Genomic DNA, 16,862 nt, shown 5'->3' on the forward strand with positions numbered 1-16,862 from the left:
AATTAATTCTGTGTTCCTGATTTAAGCGCGCTAAATAATATACTGAGTATTAAAGTAACAACAATTATTCCTAAGGAAAGAAAAATTGGCAGCGTAACCCAATAAGAAAGCAGCATTTTAAAGCCAATAAAAATCAAAATAAAAGCAATTCCATACTTTAATAGGCGAAAACGATCTGCCATATTCGCAAGCAGAAAATACATAGCCCGCAACCCTAATATGGCAAAAATATTTGATGTGAAAATTATAAATGGATCTTCTGTTATAGCGAAAATAGCCGGAATACTGTCCAGTGCAAAAATTAAATCGCTGGTCTCAATGAGAACCAAAACCATAAATAAAGGGGTAATATAAAATTGATTGGCTATTCTTACAAAAAATTTCTCTTCATGAAAAGTTTCTGTCACCCGCAGGTATTTCCGCATCCAGAATAAAATTGGATTTCTCTCCAATACAGGTTCTTTTTCAGCAAATAAAAATAATTTAACACCACTGATTAAGAGAAAACCGCCAAAAACATATAAAATCCAATGAAATTTAGTAACTAATAAAATACCTAATAAAATTAAGAACAAGCGCATAAAAATAGCACCTAACACACCAAACAATAAAACACGTCGCTGATACTCTAATGGGACAGCGAAGTATTTAAAAATCATTATAAAAATAAACATGTTATCTATCGATAGTGATTCCTCGATTAGATATCCTGTTAAAAATTCCAGAGCTTTTTGATGCGCCGTTGCCGCATCTGATGTTTGTAACAGATAAAACCACAATAAGAGATTAAATAATAAGGCGAGAGCTACCCAGATAATCACCCAAGTCAATGCTTCTTTTGTTGAAACGCGGTGTACCTTCTTACCACCTAGGAGGAGTATATCAATGGCCAGCATTAACCCTATAAAGAGAAAAAAAATAGCCCACATCCACCACTCACTCATTGAGTGCATTCATTACTCCTTTTTGGTTATCACACCGGCTTAAACGAATAGATTCCCATCAACTGCTTTCTGGAATTTATAAAAAACAATGCTTTTTGTATATTTTTTAATCATTCCTTAAGGTAAATATGAAAAAATAATCAAATAACATATTTTGGGTAACAATTCCATGCTCAAAAAAACTGAATTACCTCTTTCGAATCAACATTCGCTTGAAAGTAAATACCAAAAATTTTGGTCACCCTTTCACTCGCCATTTGAAAACGCTAAGCGTGTATTAAGTAATTACTGTGTTCGAGATTTACTTCAATGGACACCTTCTATGTTCCATCGTGTGGGTAAAAATCGTACGAAACCTCATGTCGAGATTGTAGAAAAGATTTTGACCGACCTGACTGTTCACTCTGTTCCTGACCTTATTCATGAGATAAACAACCAAATTAAAGTCTATGATCCTGACAGCTCCTTGCTCCGACGATTGCAATTTATTTGTCAAAAGATGAATATTGCTTATAGCATAAACATTAAAGATCAAGGTGTTTCCCTTACTATTGGTAACCCCGCTCATACTGCACGATTAGAAGTAGATATAACTAATACCCCTAAATTTACTAAAGAAGAGCAAGAGTTTTCTCATACTACAATAAATAGCACTCAAACCAATAGCCAATCTACACCTCATGAACAATATTTAGAGTCCTATAAAAAATATCCGTTATTAGACGAGTTTAATGACCCGCAAACAATCAAAATAGAGGATAGAGATTATCAGCATGTCACATTAGTTCGTGATCCTAAGGCGTTAAAAGATGGTGTTAGTTATTTATATGTAATCACTCCTGGTGGTGAAACGTGGTTTGCACCACAAATGAACAATTTTCGTAAATTAACCCACGGGGGCTTAATTAGAAAAGCTATGGGTATTACTGATGGTATGCCGACTCCGCCTGTTCTTGCTGCGGGCGTTTTTTTGAAAGGAAAAAGCACAGAAAAAAACCAAAGCAGCGAAGAAAAAAAAGAGGATGTTGCATTCTTAACGCTTGCAAGCGGTCATTTCGAACCCGGAGTAACAGCATATCATGCTGCACTTGAAGCTGTCATTGATAAATTAGATGGCTATCATTTACACATCCAAATAGGGTATTCGCATACCCACTATAGCAATTTAGACTTTCGTGATTGCAGGGAAATAAGCTCTACCCTGATAAAGCAAAATCGAGCTTTTAAGTTAGAGCTGATAAGCTATATTCATCAATCAAGTAATAATTCAGCAAACGCTGAAATTTGTAATGTGGCACGTAAAATTTTGTTAGAGATTCACGTTTCTGGTAAAGATTATAATGAAGAAGAATCGCTTAACTTTAGTGATCATGAATTAGAACTATTATTTAAAGATCAAAAACTAAGCACCCTTGTAGAAACGTATAAGCATATTTGTCCAGAAGCAATTAAGAGTTACCAACCCAATAACTTGTCAGAATCACAGAGTTACTCGATGAATTGCTAAACAGGATTCGCACTATCAAGGAAATAATGTTCGAGTTTAAAACGAGAGACTAGATGCTTTCCTAATTCTTGAATGCCATAGCGTTCTGTAGCATGATGCCCACAAGCAAAGTAGTGAATGCCTAGCTCCTTTGCTTGATAATAAGTGCGTTCAGAAATTTCGCCACTTATATAAGCATCCGCGCCTAAAAAATACGCCTCTTCAATAAAATCTTGCGCAGCCCCGCTACACCAGGCTATACATTTGATAGGTTTGGTTGTTCCTTCAATATGCAAAGGTTTTCTATGTAATTTAGCCTCTAATTGCTGCAAAAGCTCAGTAGCTGTTTTAGCTTTTTCAAAAACCCCTGACCATAATAGATTTGGCGTTTTTCCTGCCATATTCATTTTGAATGAATTAGTATTAATAAGCTTTGCCAAACACGCATTATTGCCAATTTCTGGATGACAATCTAATGGGAGGTGGTAAGCAAAGAGAGAGATATCATTGGCAATCAATTTGGCGATACGCTGCCGCTTCATGCCAGTAATGACTGGTTCCTCACCACGCCAGAAATAACCATGATGAACCAGCAAAGCATCAGCTTTTAAAGCAATTGCCTGTTCTATCGTTTCTGCAGACGCCGTTACCGCCGTACAAAGACGGGTAATATCCTTTGCTCCCTCAATCTGCACGCCATTAGGAGCATAATCATTAAAATTCGAGCACCCTAAAAATTCGTGCAGATAAGAGGCTAGCTCGTCGCGAGAAATCACCGTGCCGAAGCTCTCTTGATGTCAGCTCCCAACATAGATAATTTTTCTTCAATACGTTCATAGCCACGGTCAACATGATAAACACGTTCCACGGCTGTCTCTCCTTCGGCAGCTAATCCAGCTAAAATTAAGCTTGCAGAGGCACGTAAATCAGTTGCCATCACTGGGGCCCCCGTTAACCTCTCTACTCCACTTATCATTGCCGTATTGCCATTCAAATGAATTTGAGCCCCCATGCGTTGTAACTCTTGGACATGCATGAAGCGATTCTCAAAAATATTTTCAATGACTGATGAAGAACCATCAGCAATAGTGTTCAGTGCCATAAATTGTGCTTGCATATCCGTAGGGAATGCAGGATAAGGAGCTGTTGAAATATTCACTGCTTGCGGGCGAAGACCCTGCATATTCAAAGTCACCCAATCTTCACCAATTGCTAATTCAGCACCTGCCTCTTCAAATTTACACAGCATTGAAAGTAGATTATCAGGTTTAACACGTCGTACAGTCACTTTTCCTCGAGTTATCGCCCCTGCGGTAAGATAAGTACCAGCCTCAATTCGATCCGGCATAACCGCATAGCTACCACCCGATAAGGATTGCACACCTTCAACTTTAATAGTACCGCTACCAGCGCCAGTAATTTTAGCCCCCATTTGATTTAGGAAATTGGCTAAATCAACAACTTCAGGTTCGCGCGCGGCATTTTTGATAAGAGTATTCCCTTCTGCAAGCACTGCAGCCATTAAGACGTTTTCTGTCCCCGTGACAGTGACTGAGTCAAAAACTAATGTTTTCCCTTGTAAACGACCTTTTTTACAACGAGCCTTAATGTAACCATTTTTTACAGTAATATCAGCACCCATGGTTTTTAATGCTTTCAAGTGCAGATCTACAGGTCTTGTACCAATTGCGCAGCCGCCAGGAAGAGAAACATCAGCCTGACCAAAGCGAGCCAACAAAGGGCCTAATACTAAAATTGAGGCACGCATCGTTTTGACTAACTCATAAGGGGCAGTATATTCATTGACATGTGAAGCATCCACTTGCACATTCATTTTTTCATCAACAGTCAATTGGGTTCCTAACTGTCCCAAAAGCTCCATCATTGTCGTCACATCTTTTAGATGAGGAACATTAGCAATAGTGACATTATCCGTAGCAAGAAGTGTGGCAGCCATAATCGGTAATGCTGCATTCTTAGCTCCCGAAATGATGACTTCCCCATGCAAAGCCTTACCACCATTGATAATTAGCTTATCCATGATTATTCTCCCACTCTTGCTTTGTTAAGGTCTTCATACTTATTGCATGAAGACTACCGGTTGTAATGTAATCTTTAAGCTTTGCATAAACCCATTGCTGCCTTGCTACCTTTGTTTTGCCCAGAAATGCATCAGAGACAACAGTTAGCTGATAATGATAACCATCTCCTTCAACTTGAACAAAATCGACCTCTCCTGTTTCAGCAAGACGACGCTCTAATAATTCATTATTAATCATACAACTTATTCTCACTCGGGGTTTATTTTTAACTTTTTACTGCGACCTACTGACTTTTCTTCTACGAAGCAACATCGTCAGCAGGTCTTAATATCGCATCGACTCCGCAAAACTCAGCCAAGGCATGAACCGCCTTGGACATACCCTCGACTTCGCAGGTCTTATTTCTTACAGCACTCAATCTTTTTGCTTCAATTAACAGAGCAAGTCCTGCACTGTCACAATGAGTCACCTCACTTAAATCAAGCTTTACAAGATTACTTGTAACTTCACGGAAATACTTAACCAGACGCTCACAATCTGATTGTACTGTAGCAAAAGTCATTTCTCGTGATGGTTTAAATGATTGTACTTTCACTTATGCCGCCTTTCTAACGGGTTGCTCGCGCAACTGCTTAATAATTTCTTGCATGCTTGATTTTCTTAAGGCATCAGCAAATTGCGAACGGAAGCTTTGTAGTAAACTCACCCCTTCGACACTTAAATCATAAATTTTCCAAGTACCATTCTTAGAAACCAGGCTATAACTTAAAGGAATATTTTGTCCATTTGAACGTATAATCACGCTATTTACACGCACAAAACGCCCTTCCAAAGAGCCTCTAATAGGCAAAAATTTAATTTTTTCATCAGTGTACTCAGCCAACGGAGTTGCATAAGTGCGAATCACCAACTGAGTAAATGCTTGAGAGAATTGTTGTCTTTCACTAGGAGAAGCCTTAGTCCAAGCTTGTCGACCTAGCACAGACCGTGACATACCACTTACATCAACGTTAGGTAGTAAATAACGCTTTACTGCTTGGTGAATCACATGGGGATTTTGCTTTAAAGTTGATTTATTTTCTTTTAATGTAGCAATAATTTGATTCGCAGTACCTTCAAGCATTGGCAATGGGGACGTCTGGGCCCATAAAAATTGACTGAGCGACAACATGACCATAAAAACTAGTGATTTAATTGCTCTCATAATTCACCTTATTTCTTATTAATATTAAATAAAAGCTGACCGATTAAATTTTCAAGAATGACAGCCTCCTGTGTTTTAGCAATGACATCACCTTCACGTAGATAAGGGTGATCCTGTCCCTCTTCGTCATCAAAACCCGGGACAATACTGATGTAATTAGAACCTATCAATCCTTCTGTTAGAATTCTGGCAGAAGTATCTTCAAAAGGAATAGGCTTATCGTTGCGTAATAACATGGTTACCTTGGCATTTAATTCTCCTGGCTGCAATTCAATATGGGTAACCTCACCAATTTTTACGCCTGCAACAGTCACTGGCGCTCTTACCTTTAGCCCACCGATATCAGTAAATTCAGCAGAAACATGATAACCTTTATTTGAAACCAATGTTGTAAAACCGCTTACTTTCATCACCAGAATAAGTAAGGCAAACAAGCCTAGCAACATAAAAATGCCTACGCTTATATCTGTAAAACGTTGCCTATTATTCATTTACCAACCTCCAATCATCATCGCGGTCAAAATAAAGTCAAGTCCAAGCACTGCCAGCGAAGAATAGACTACAGTCCGTGTTGTTGCTTGACTAATACCTTCCGCCGTAGCAATACAATTAAACCCTTGAAATACGGCTATCCACACCACTACAAAAGCAAACACTATGCTTTTGATGATGCCGCTTAAAATATCCAACCGGAAATCAACAGCTGCCTGCATATTAGACCAAAAACTGCCGGCATCCACACCTAACCAATCCACACCTACAAAGTAACCACCATAAATAGCAACAGCAGTAAAAATTAATGCTAACAACGGTAAAGAAATTAATCCTGCAATAAAACGGGGATAAATAACCCGTCCTAATGGATCCACCCCCATCATATCCATACTTGCCAATTGTTCTGTTGCTTTCATCAAACCAATTTCAGCGGTTAAGGCAGAACCTGCTCGACCGGCAAATAATAGCGCACTAATTACCGGACCAAGCTCTCTTCCTATACTGAGTGCTAAAAGTTGCCCCAATTGGCTGCTAGCACCAAATTTTTGTAGGGTATTATAACCTTGTAAACCAATCACCATACCAACAAACAAAGCAGAAACCACAATAATCAAACAAGACAAAACCCCAACAAAGTAAAGCTGTCTTTTCAATGCAGGCCAAAGTCTTGATAAATCGGGGTTTCTTAAAAACATGCGTAGCAAAAAGACCCCAGAGTGCCCCATTGCTTGCAAATTAATTATCCCTCGCTGCCCCAAGCGCGCAAACGTATCAAGCATCTAACAACTCCTCAGTGTATGGGCGAGCTGGGTAATGAAAAGGCACTACGCCATCAGCTTCACCATGCATAAATTGTTTAACTTGAGGTTGATCTGATTTTTTTAATTCAAAAGGCGTGCCATGTCCGATGACTTTTCCTCCAGCAATCAAGTAAATGTAATCAGCAATTGAACAAGTTTCTTCTACATCATGAGAAACAATGATAGTCGTCGTTTGCAACAGTTGATTTAATCGCTGGATTAAACGTACAAGAACCCCCATAGAAATCGGATCTTGTCCCGTGAAAGGTTCGTCATACATCATTAACTCAGGATCAAGGGCAATAGTTCGGGCTAATGCTACACGTCTTGCCATCCCACCTGAAAGCTCATCCGGCATTAGCTGCGCTGCTCCTCGAAGGCCGACCGCCTCGAGTTTCATTAAAACAATATCCCTTAACATGGCCTCGTTTAGATTAGTATGCTCCCGCAAAGGAAATGCGACATTCTCAAACACAGACAAATGAGTAAAAAGAGCACTACTTTGGAATAATAATCCCATCTTACGCCGTGCCAGGTACAATTCCTTACGGGATAACTGATGAATATTAGCGCCATCAATAAAGATTTTCCCTGCTTGCGGATACAGCTGAGCACCAATTAAGCGTAAAAGCGTTGTCTTACCGCTCCCACTCGGCCCCATTATTGCTGTAATTTTTCCGCGCGGCATGACCATATCCACGCTATCAAAAATGCGGCGTTCGCCTCTGGCAAAGGTAAGATTAGTGATTTGCACTAAATTATCCTGCATTTTATTTTTATTCCGGCAGAAAATTAAATGACGATTATATACTCGATAAGAGTCATTTTGCGAATTAAAAAAGATTGACACCTACTCTTCTCATTTATTTCAGTAATCATTTTGCAAAATGTGGTCCAAAGATCATGAATGAATGAAAACTACAAAGAATAAAATTACTATGATACAATTCACACCTTGTTTAAATGACACTAGAGCATATGAATTTTTGCAAATTAGGCCTTGCAGTCATTGAAACCGAGGCGCAAGCAGTACTTGAGTTGACCCAACGTATTGACGAGCGCTTTGAAGCCGCTTGCGAGTTATTGCTCGCTTGCAAAGGACGTGTTGTTGTCACTGGCATGGGTAAGTCAGGACATATTGGCAATAAAATTGCCGCAACTCTCTCAAGTACAGGTACTCCTGCTTTTTTTATGCATCCTGGTGAAGCCAGCCATGGTGACTTAGGGATGATTACACGACAAGACCTTGTTCTTGCAATTTCTAACTCAGGTTTTACCAATGAAATCATCATCCTACTCCCTCTTCTAAAACGACTTGAAGTCCCACTCATTACTTTAACAGGAAATAGTGAGTCGACCATTGCAAAAGCAGCCAATATCAATCTTGATATAAGCATTCGTCAAGAGGCCTGCCCTTTAGGCCTCGCCCCAACTACGAGCACTACTGTTTCTTTAGTGATGGGCGATGCTTTAGCAGTGGCTCTACTGCAGGCCAGAGGATTTAGTGCCGAAGATTTTGCCCTGGCGCATCCAGGGGGAGCTTTAGGCAGACGTCTATTATTACGTATTGACGAACTTTGCCATGAGGGCGAAGGACTACCTGTGGTCCATGAGCAAGCCACTATTAGTGAAGCATTAATTGAAGTAACGGCTAAAAAATTAGGAATGACTTGCGTTGTTGACTCTCATGGACAGCTCGCTGGTGTATATACCGATGGTGACGTAAGAAGAACGTTAACACACAATTTTGATATTAATACAACACCCTTGGCTACCGTAATGACTAGAAATTGTAAAACAATTAAGAAAGGACTTTTAGCAGCTGAAGCTTTGGCAATAATACAGAAATATAGTATTACCTCCCTTGTGGTTGTCGATGATGCAAATAGGCCGATAGCGGTTATACACTTGCATGACTTACTGCGAGCTGGTGTTTTTTAGATTAAGTATTATTTAGAATCTCGTAAAGGGTAAAAATGAACGAATTAATTGAAAAAGCAAAAAAAATCAAATGTTTGATTTGCGATGTAGACGGCGTATTAACCGATGGTCTTCTTTATCTTGATAATCACGGGAATGAATTAAAAGCTTTTCATGTGCAAGATGGCATGGGTTTGAAATTGCTCATGGCAGCAGGTATTCAAGTGGCAGTGATCACAACCTCAGTCAATGCAGTTATTGATCATCGAATGAAACAACTGGGTATCCAACATTATTTTACAGGACAAGTTGACAAACAGAATGCTTTTGCTCAACTTAAAACACGTCTAAGGTTCAACAGTGATGAGTTTGCTTATATTGGTGATGACTTGCCTGATTTACCTATTATCCAACAAGTCGGTTTAGGGGTAGCGGTAGCGAATGCTGTACGTCAAGTCAAGGAATTTGCAGCTTGGCAAACAGGACAAACCGGAGGTCGTGGTGCTGTTCGTGAAGTATGTGAACTAATTTTAAGTGCGCAAAATAAACAAGAAATTGCGCTTTCAAGGTATTTATCCTCATGAATGCCGCTAAACAAGCAGCATGGCTATTTTGTGCTCTCATAGCACTTGCCTGCTCAGGATGGTACTTCGCTAGCTCAACCATGGTTAAGAAACTGGATGATGAAACTCTTTCTCAATCGGTAGATAGCATCGTGACAAATTTAACTGTCCGTCGCTTTGATGAACAAGGAAAATTAATAAATTATCTGCGAACACCAGAAATGCAGCATATTCCGGCAAATAATATTAATTTGTTAAAAAAACCTTATATTGTTATTACTCAGCCTGGTCAACCTGCCTGGCAGATTAATTCCGATAAAGCGAAAGCTATCCATGGTGGTGAACAAATTACTTTTATTCAAAATGTCATCGTCCATCAAAATAAAGGCGAGCACTCACAAGAAAGCACAATGAAAACAGAAGAGCTCACCTATTTTTCGAAAGAAAAGTTAGCAACCACAAACCTTGCTGTGAGTTTTCAACAGCCTGGAAGCATAGTGCATTCACAAGGAATGAAAGCTTATCTGGCAGATAAGCGGGTACAACTACTAAGCAGAGCGCATGCAATTTATGAACCTAAGCAAGGATAAAATAGTTAAACTAATTACTCTATTGGTATTAGTCATTACTACTAAAACCAGTTTGGCCATGCCTGACGATCGGGAAAAGGTTGCAGAACTAACTGCTGATTCCGCAGATCTAAGCCAACATACGCATCGTGGCGAGTATATCGGCAATGTGGAGTTTGATCAGGGAACCACTCATTTACGAGCGGCCAAAGCAATTACTGAGGGAAATCAACAAAATAAATTAATTCTTGCCATCGCACTAGGAAATGAAACTGCTCAAGCCCATTACTGGACCCAAACTGCTCTGGATAAACCACTACTTCATGCTTATGCTGATATGATCCGTTATTATCCTGAACGTCATTTGGTTGAATTAATTGGCAATGCGCGGGTTACTCAGGGAGACAACTCCTTCTCTGGCCCTAAAATTAGTTATGATACGGAAAAACAACACGTTATCTCCAAGGGTGATACTAAGAATCGAACTACAATCATCATTCATCCTGAGAAAAAAGCATGAGTGAATTATCAGCACGACATCTAAAAAAATCATTTAAGACACGTACTGTTGTTAATGATGTCAGCATTAACATTCGTAGAGGCGAATGTGTGGGTTTATTGGGTCCCAATGGCGCGGGTAAAACCACTTGCTTTTACATGATTGTTGGTCTTCAATCTTGCGATGAAGGTCAGATTATCCTTAATGATAAGGATATTACCAAAGCCCCTATGCATCAACGAGCACGTTTAGGCATTGGTTATTTACCTCAAGAAGCTTCCGTATTTCGTAAAATGTCCGTAGCAGACAATATTTTATCTATATTGCAATTACGCAAAGATTTAGATGACGCCTCACGCCAAGACAAACTACAAGAATTAATGCAGGAATTTCATATTTCTCATATTCAAAAAAGTTTAGGTATGAGTCTTTCTGGAGGGGAACGCCGTCGAGTAGAAATCGCTCGAGCTCTGGCAATTGAGCCTAATTTTATTTTATTAGACGAACCTTTTGCAGGTGTAGACCCTATTTCAGTTCTCGATATCAAAAAAATTATTCTCCACTTGTGTGATAAAGGTATTGGCGTATTAATTACGGATCACAATGTACGAGAAACTTTAGATATCTGCGAACGTGCCTATATTGTGAGCCAGGGAAAAATTCTTTGCGAAGGGGCTCCTGAAGCAATTTTAGGTAATCAACAAGTTCGAGCTGTTTATTTAGGTGAAGAGTTTTCTTTGTAGTTCGCAAAATTGTTCTAGAGCATGTCCTAAATTCAGCTGAATCTATTTAATCAGGATTTTAATGTTACTTATCATTGATAATTACGACTCCTTTACCTATAACCTGGTGCAATATTTCCAATGTTTAGGACAAGAAGTTATGGTGTATGCTAATGATTGTATTGATACTAATGATATTCAGCAATTAGCCCCCCAATATCTTGTTATCTCGCCCGGCCCTAATGGTCCTCAAGAGGCTGGTATTTCACTTGCAGCAATTGGACAATTTCATCAACAAATACCAATTTTAGGGATTTGTCTTGGACACCAATGTTTAGCTCACTACTTTGGTGCTTCGATTGTTCAAGCGCAAACTATTATGCATGGTAAAACCTCCGCTATCGTACACCATAAACATGGTCTTTTTCGTAACTTGCCAAGTCCTTTTCAAGCAACTCGCTACCATTCCCTCTGCGTAGATCCAAAGACTCTTCCTGTTTGCTTTTCCGTTGATGCCTGGGCTGAAAATACCATCATGGCGATTTCTCATCGTCAATACCCGGTTTATGGTCTACAATTTCATCCGGAAGCCATTTTAAGCGAATACGGTTTACAATTACTAACCCATTTTTTAGAGCATGAATACAAATAAACTTTTTGAGCAATTAATAGCGCACGAGAATTTAACATCATCACAAGTGCAGAGCTTCATGCATGCATGCATGAGCGGTGAATTAACTGATGTACAAATAGCAACTTTCCTGGCCTTGATGCGAATGAAAGGAGAAACCACAGAAGAGTTAACCACTGCTGCAATGGTAATGATGGAACTCGCCCATTCAATTGATCTAGGGGAGGACCTTATTGATATTGTTGGAACTGGCGGCGATGGAAAAAATACTTTCAATGTCTCAACTATTAGCAGTTTTGTAGTTGCAGCAGCCGGTGTTCGAGTTGCAAAACACGGCAACCGCTCCGTTTCAAGCCGCAGCGGCAGCGCTGATTTATTATTGCAAGCAGGTTTTGAACTGCAGCTTAGTGATGAGCAATTCCAGAACTGTATGCAGCAGTGTGGGGTTAGTTTTTTATTTGCACCTCATTTTCACCAAGCAATGCAGCATGCGCGTAAGGCCCGCCAACAACTCGGTATTCGTACTTTATTCAATCTTCTTGGTCCACTCATAAATCCTGCACATGTCAAAAAGCAGGTGGTTGGGGTGTATACAAAACATTGGCTTGAGCCTTTGGCTAGAGTTTTAGCAAATTTAGGAAGCCAACATGCTTTAGTTATCAACTCTCGTGACGGTATGGATGAGGTCAGCGTTTCAGCCATTACTGACGTCATAGAATATCAACATGGGGAATTAAAACATTGGACTATCAATCCAAAAGAGTATGATTGCTACCATCTCTCCCTGGATGAAATAGTTGTTGAATCGCCAGCTCAGAGTTTAGCCTTAGCTGAAGAAGTATTTAGTGGCCAACAAGGCCCTGCCCGTGACATCGTTTTATTAAATACAGCTACCGCACTTTATTGTGCCGATCCCAGCATGAGTTTTGGTGAGGCAATTGAAAAAGGAAAAAAAGCAATCGATAGCGGCGAAGCTGGACGCAAATTTCAGCAACTAAAAGAATTAACCCATATGAGCAAAAAATAATGACGAGTATTCTCAATAAAATAGCAGAGCATAAAAAATTAGAGGTTGCCGAAGCGAAACAACGGATTCCCTTGGAAATTTTAATGGAACATCAGGGTTCTACCATCCGAGATTTCATCACAAGTCTTCAAAAAACAAGTCCTGGTATTATTGCCGAAATTAAAAAGGCATCTCCTAGTAAAGGATTAATTCGTGCTGATTTTAATGTGGCTGAAATTGCCACAATCTATGAGCAAAATGGAGCAAGTTGTTTGTCGGTTCTTACCGATGTTAATTTTTTTCAGGGTGATCCCGCTTATATAGCTCTGGCAAAACAATACACGCGTTTGCCCATTCTTCGCAAAGATTTCATTATTGATCCCTACCAAATTTATGAAAGCCGTTTTTTAGGTGCTGACTGCATTTTGCTTATTGTGGCTATGCTTGATGACTCTCAACTCAATGACTATTGCCAATTAGCTCAAGAACTTAATATGGCCGTTTTAGTAGAGAGTCATACACTTGAAGAATTACAACGCGCACTTAAGCTCCCTACTCCTTTAATGGGGGTAAATAATCGTAGCTTACATACTTTCACCACCGACATCAGCACAAGTATTGAATTAGTTCACTATCTCCCTGAAGATAAGATCATGATTACTGAAAGTGGCATTAATTCGCGTGAAGATATCGAATTGATGTTAGACAATGACATCCATTGTTTCCTTATTGGCGAAAGTTTAATGCGAGCTCCAAATATAGGAGCAAAATTACAAGAATTTTTGTCACAATAATATTCACCTACCGTGGGGCTCCTTTGCTTGGAAATGCATACGGTAAAGGGCCTCTATTCAATTAGTCCACAAATCCCATTCGTGTAAGCCCCCTGAACTTCCATCTAAATTTGCCCTTTTATTTGTATTAGTGTGCTAAATTTAGCATAATGCAACCCCATTTTTTCTACTAGAGAGTCTATGACACAGAATAAAATAACTGTTGATCTCTTGAAACAACTGGTGAGCAAAGCAGAGCTTAGCCAGGAAGGCGATACAGCCAACTATATCCCTGAACTAGCGAACGTTAATAAGGATATTACTGCCATGGCTGTTCATACTTTGGGTGGAGAAACGCTATCCTATAGCAACCAACCTCTTGCACCAGTAACCCTACAAAGTACGGGTAAAATGATTACGCTCATTGGCCTACTTGAAGAGTTCGGTGCAGAACAGCTTTTTGAGTGGGTTAAAGTTGAGCCATCAGGGGATGATTTTGCGTCTATTACTCGCCTTGAACAGTTTGGCCCCAAACCCTCTAATCCGATGTTAAATGCGGGAGCCATTACTTTATGCTCTCATATTCCTGGGGTAAGTGAACAGCAATTTGCCTGGCTAGAACATTGGGTACAAAAACTTTTTAACCAGAAACTTAGCATTAATCCATTGGTTTTTGCTTCTGAGAAAAGAACAGGGAATCGCAACCGTTCTCTTGCTTATTTACTTAAAAGCAGAAACAACTTAGGCGCAAACGTTAACGAAACGTTAGATTTGTATTTTACTCTCTGCTCTTATGAAGCAATGCTTGAACAAATGCTTTATTTGCCCACTATACTTGCCAACGCAGGAAAAGATCCTGCAAATGGCGAACAAATTATTTCATTGGAAACTTGCAAAATCACCTTGGCTATTATGGCAACTTGTGGTTTATACGATGAAACAGGAACTCACATGGTTAAAACCGGTATGCCTGCCAAAAGTGGCGTTTCTGGTTATACTATCGCAGTAGTTCCCGGCAAGGCTGGTATTGCTGTTCTTAGCCCTCGCGTGAACTCAAAGGGCAATAGCATTCGTGGGGAGATTATGTTGGAAGAGTTATCCAAAGCAATGAATTGGCATTTTGCTCTTCCCTAAGTGAGTAACTTTAAACTATCTCCGATTTTATAAGCCGCAGTGTAATGTTGTATGGATGGAAGTCCGACAACATTCACAGTCAAGCCCTACTCTATTAGCAAATTACGATACGCATACCCTCATTTTTTTATAAACTAAGATTAGAGGCTGAATTTTTTAAAAGTTAAAGATATCTTCGTAATACAGAGAAAAGATAATGGAATACTGGAAATGATAGATGACCAAAATTATTTCGATCATGATGCGGATATTGGCATTATTGGACAAGGTGCCACAGTAGAGGAAAGTTTTGAGCAAGCAGCAAAAGCGATGTTCGCTTTAATGGGCGATTTATCGCAAGTTTCTGCCAACAAATCCATTTCTTTCGAATTTACAGAAAACGATATTGAATTGGCATTGGTGACATGGCTAAATTTGCTTCTCGCAAGTGCACAAGCAAATAATCTAATATTGTCTCATTTTAAAATTAGAAAAAAAGCTGACCTCTGGCACGGCAAGGCTCAAGGCGAAGTTTGGAGGCAGGATATTGAGCGAGGAATTGATGTAAAAGGTGCAACATTAACCATGCTCTGTGTTCAGCAAGTTGCTGATAGATGGGAAGCAAAATGCGTTGTTGATGTTTAAGGGTATACATCAAAGGAGAATTAGTTTATGGACATGGGCCGAATAAAACAACTTGATGATTATCGATGGGCCCCCATAGAAAGGCCCAATGCGGTCATCATGTACGGTACTCAAGAGTTGATTGCTGCTATGGATGAAAAAGTCCGTGAGCAAATTGTCAATGTGGCTAGTTTGCCTGGACTTGTAGGTCAGGCAATGACAATGCCTGATGCGCATTGGGGTTATGGGTTTCCTATTGGTGGTGTAGCCGCATTTGATGCTCATCAAGGTGGAATTATCTCAGCAGGAGGAGTAGGTTTTGATATTTCCTGTGGCATTCGTTGCTTACGCACAAATCTTTTTTTAGATGATGTTTTATCACACCTAGAAGATTTAGCTGAACAACTATTTTTTCATGTTCCTTCGGGTGTTGGCTCAACAGGGAAACTGCGTTTGAGCTTCCCCCAGTTGGACTCTCTCATGTGTAGTGGCGCCCAATGGGCTGTTAATCAAGGATACGGAGAAAAAGCCGATTTACAATATGTTGAAGAAAATGGCTGTATGCCAGGTTCTTTTCCCCAGTATGTTTCCGAACATGCTAAAAAACGTCAACTGCAAGAAATGGGAACCTTAGGATCAGGTAATCATTACCTGGAAATTCAACTCGTTAAAAAAATTTATGATCAAAATGCAGCCGAAGCATTTGGCCTTCAGGAAAATCAAATTGTCATTGCGATTCATTGTGGTTCAAGAGGATTAGGGCATCAAATCGGTTCAGACTATCTAGTCTCATTGGCCAAAGCAGCCAATAAGTTGGGTCTTCATTTACCCGATCGCGAACTTGCTTGTGCTCCTATCCTTTCAGATGAGGGTCAGCGATACCTTGGAGCCATGTGTGCTGGTATCAATTGCGCCCTTGCTAACCGCCAAATTATTGTTCATTTAACCCGTGAGGCGGTTGCCAAAGTAATTCCTAAAGCTCATCTCGAAACCTTGTTTGATGTGTCTCACAATACTTGTAAGCAGGAAAAGCATTTAGTGAGTGGCAAAGAAAAAGAAATTTATGTTCATCGTAAAGGTGCTACACGCGCTTTTGGACCACAACACCCTGAGTTACCTATACGCTATAAGCAAGTAGGTCAACCTGTTTGTATTGGGGGAAGCATGGGTACAGGATCGTTTATCCTGGCTGGAAACTCTGCCGATACGAATCATGCCTTCGCCTCAGCCTGTCATGGTGCAGGACGTCAAATGAGTCGTAGACAAGCTCTAAAACTTTGGCAAGGAAGAGCCCTTGTCGATCAATTAAGAAATGAAGGCATTTACATTCGCAGTTGCTCAATGCGCGGCATTGCAGAGGAAGCTCCTGGAGCTTACAAAGACGTTCATAAAGTAGTTGAGGCCACGGAATTTGCTGGATTAGCCCGCCGCGTTGCTTTTTTAAAACCCCTTGCGTGTATCAAAGGATGAA

At 40.0% G+C, this 16,862-nt stretch carries 21 protein-coding genes; 12 read left to right on the forward strand and 9 right to left on the reverse strand.

Features of this window, described 5'->3' with window-relative positions:
• Window positions 1-2: 2 nt before the first annotated feature.
• Window positions 3-953, reverse strand: a complete 951-nt coding sequence (locus Lbru_RS07095) for a TerC/Alx family metal homeostasis membrane protein (protein ID WP_058441496.1) — start codon at window positions 951-953, stop codon at window positions 3-5.
• Between the two features lie 160 nt (window positions 954-1,113).
• On the opposite strand from Lbru_RS07095, the gene Lbru_RS07100 reads away from it, so the two are divergent.
• Window positions 1,114-2,451: a hypothetical protein gene (locus Lbru_RS07100; RefSeq protein ID WP_058441497.1), complete on the forward strand. Its 1,338-nt coding sequence runs from the start codon at window positions 1,114-1,116 to the stop codon at window positions 2,449-2,451.
• Here Lbru_RS07100 and Lbru_RS07105 read toward each other — a convergent pair.
• The 8 genes from Lbru_RS07105 to Lbru_RS07140 all read right to left on the reverse strand — a co-directional run bounded on the left by Lbru_RS07105 (window position 2,448) and on the right by Lbru_RS07140 (window position 7,740).
• Window positions 2,448-3,206 (reverse strand): Nif3-like dinuclear metal center hexameric protein, encoded by a 759-nt coding sequence (locus Lbru_RS07105; RefSeq protein ID WP_058441498.1) that lies wholly within the window; start codon window positions 3,204-3,206, stop codon window positions 2,448-2,450. The genes Lbru_RS07100 and Lbru_RS07105 overlap by 4 nt on opposite strands.
• Entirely contained in the window at window positions 3,203-4,471 is a 1,269-nt protein-coding gene (gene murA / locus Lbru_RS07110; RefSeq protein WP_058441499.1) for a UDP-N-acetylglucosamine 1-carboxyvinyltransferase, read from the reverse strand. Before murA ends, Lbru_RS07105 begins: the two co-directional genes overlap by 4 nt.
• Window positions 4,464-4,709 carry a BolA family protein gene (locus Lbru_RS07115; protein WP_058441500.1) on the reverse strand — a complete coding sequence of 82 codons (246 nt, stop codon included), beginning with the start codon at window positions 4,707-4,709 and terminating at the stop codon, window positions 4,464-4,466. Before Lbru_RS07115 ends, murA begins: the two co-directional genes overlap by 8 nt.
• Window positions 4,710-4,770: 61 nt before the next feature.
• Window positions 4,771-5,067 (reverse strand): STAS domain-containing protein, encoded by a 297-nt coding sequence (locus Lbru_RS07120; RefSeq protein WP_083500858.1) that lies wholly within the window; start codon window positions 5,065-5,067, stop codon window positions 4,771-4,773.
• Window positions 5,068-5,676, reverse strand: coding sequence for an MlaC/ttg2D family ABC transporter substrate-binding protein (locus Lbru_RS07125; protein WP_058441501.1), 609 nt, complete (start codon window positions 5,674-5,676; stop codon window positions 5,068-5,070). It abuts the gene before it with no gap.
• 8 nt (window positions 5,677-5,684) lie between these two features.
• Window positions 5,685-6,167 (reverse strand): outer membrane lipid asymmetry maintenance protein MlaD, encoded by a 483-nt coding sequence (gene mlaD, locus Lbru_RS07130; protein WP_058441502.1) that lies wholly within the window; start codon window positions 6,165-6,167, stop codon window positions 5,685-5,687.
• The gene (gene mlaE, locus Lbru_RS07135) at window positions 6,168-6,950 is read right to left on the reverse strand and encodes a lipid asymmetry maintenance ABC transporter permease subunit MlaE (protein ID WP_058441503.1); all 783 of its coding nucleotides are present in this window, start codon (window positions 6,948-6,950) and stop codon (window positions 6,168-6,170) included. It lies immediately after the preceding gene.
• Window positions 6,943-7,740 carry an ATP-binding cassette domain-containing protein gene (locus Lbru_RS07140; protein ID WP_058441660.1) on the reverse strand — a complete coding sequence of 266 codons (798 nt, stop codon included), beginning with the start codon at window positions 7,738-7,740 and terminating at the stop codon, window positions 6,943-6,945. The genes mlaE and Lbru_RS07140 overlap by 8 nt, the downstream gene beginning before the upstream one ends.
• Before the next feature lie 209 nt (window positions 7,741-7,949).
• On the opposite strand from Lbru_RS07140, the gene Lbru_RS07145 reads away from it, so the two are divergent.
• The 11 genes from Lbru_RS07145 (at window position 7,950) to Lbru_RS07195 (ending at window position 16,861) form a co-directional block, all read left to right on the forward strand.
• Window positions 7,950-8,912: a KpsF/GutQ family sugar-phosphate isomerase gene (locus Lbru_RS07145; protein ID WP_058441661.1), complete on the forward strand. Its 963-nt coding sequence runs from the start codon at window positions 7,950-7,952 to the stop codon at window positions 8,910-8,912.
• Window positions 8,913-8,947: 35 nt separating this feature from the next.
• On the forward strand, window positions 8,948-9,475 hold the full coding sequence (locus Lbru_RS07150) for a KdsC family phosphatase (RefSeq protein WP_058441504.1): 528 nt from the start codon (window positions 8,948-8,950) through the stop codon (window positions 9,473-9,475).
• Entirely contained in the window at window positions 9,472-10,044 is a 573-nt protein-coding gene (gene lptC, locus Lbru_RS07155) for an LPS export ABC transporter periplasmic protein LptC (RefSeq protein WP_058441505.1), read from the forward strand. The genes Lbru_RS07150 and lptC overlap by 4 nt, the downstream gene beginning before the upstream one ends.
• A 58-nt stretch (window positions 10,045-10,102) precedes the next feature.
• On the forward strand, window positions 10,103-10,543 hold the full coding sequence (lptA, locus tag Lbru_RS07160; protein ID WP_420795316.1) for a lipopolysaccharide transport periplasmic protein LptA: 441 nt from the start codon (window positions 10,103-10,105) through the stop codon (window positions 10,541-10,543).
• Complete coding sequence (lptB, locus tag Lbru_RS07165; RefSeq protein WP_058441506.1) at window positions 10,540-11,265, forward strand: LPS export ABC transporter ATP-binding protein; 726 nt, start codon at window positions 10,540-10,542, stop codon at window positions 11,263-11,265. Before lptA ends, lptB begins: the two co-directional genes overlap by 4 nt.
• 61 nt (window positions 11,266-11,326) lie before the next feature.
• Window positions 11,327-11,896, forward strand: coding sequence for an anthranilate synthase component II (locus Lbru_RS07170; RefSeq protein WP_058441507.1), 570 nt, complete (start codon window positions 11,327-11,329; stop codon window positions 11,894-11,896).
• Entirely contained in the window at window positions 11,883-12,902 is a 1,020-nt protein-coding gene (trpD, locus tag Lbru_RS07175) for an anthranilate phosphoribosyltransferase (protein ID WP_058441508.1), read from the forward strand. Before Lbru_RS07170 ends, trpD begins: the two co-directional genes overlap by 14 nt.
• Window positions 12,902-13,675 carry an indole-3-glycerol phosphate synthase TrpC gene (trpC, locus tag Lbru_RS07180; RefSeq protein WP_058441509.1) on the forward strand — a complete coding sequence of 258 codons (774 nt, stop codon included), beginning with the start codon at window positions 12,902-12,904 and terminating at the stop codon, window positions 13,673-13,675. The genes trpD and trpC overlap by 1 nt, the downstream gene beginning before the upstream one ends.
• Window positions 13,676-13,855: 180 nt before the next feature.
• Window positions 13,856-14,788, forward strand: coding sequence for a glutaminase A (gene glsA, locus Lbru_RS07185; RefSeq protein WP_058441510.1), 933 nt, complete (start codon window positions 13,856-13,858; stop codon window positions 14,786-14,788).
• Between the two features lie 210 nt (window positions 14,789-14,998).
• Window positions 14,999-15,412, forward strand: a complete 414-nt coding sequence (locus tag Lbru_RS07190) for an archease (RefSeq protein ID WP_058441511.1) — start codon at window positions 14,999-15,001, stop codon at window positions 15,410-15,412.
• A 27-nt stretch (window positions 15,413-15,439) separates the two neighbouring features.
• Window positions 15,440-16,861: an RtcB family protein gene (locus tag Lbru_RS07195; protein WP_058441512.1), complete on the forward strand. Its 1,422-nt coding sequence runs from the start codon at window positions 15,440-15,442 to the stop codon at window positions 16,859-16,861.
• Window position 16,862: the final 1 nt, after the last annotated feature.

The organism is Legionella brunensis (assembly GCF_001467025.1).
In the GTDB taxonomy this organism is placed as follows: domain Bacteria; phylum Pseudomonadota; class Gammaproteobacteria; order Legionellales; family Legionellaceae; genus Tatlockia; species Tatlockia brunensis.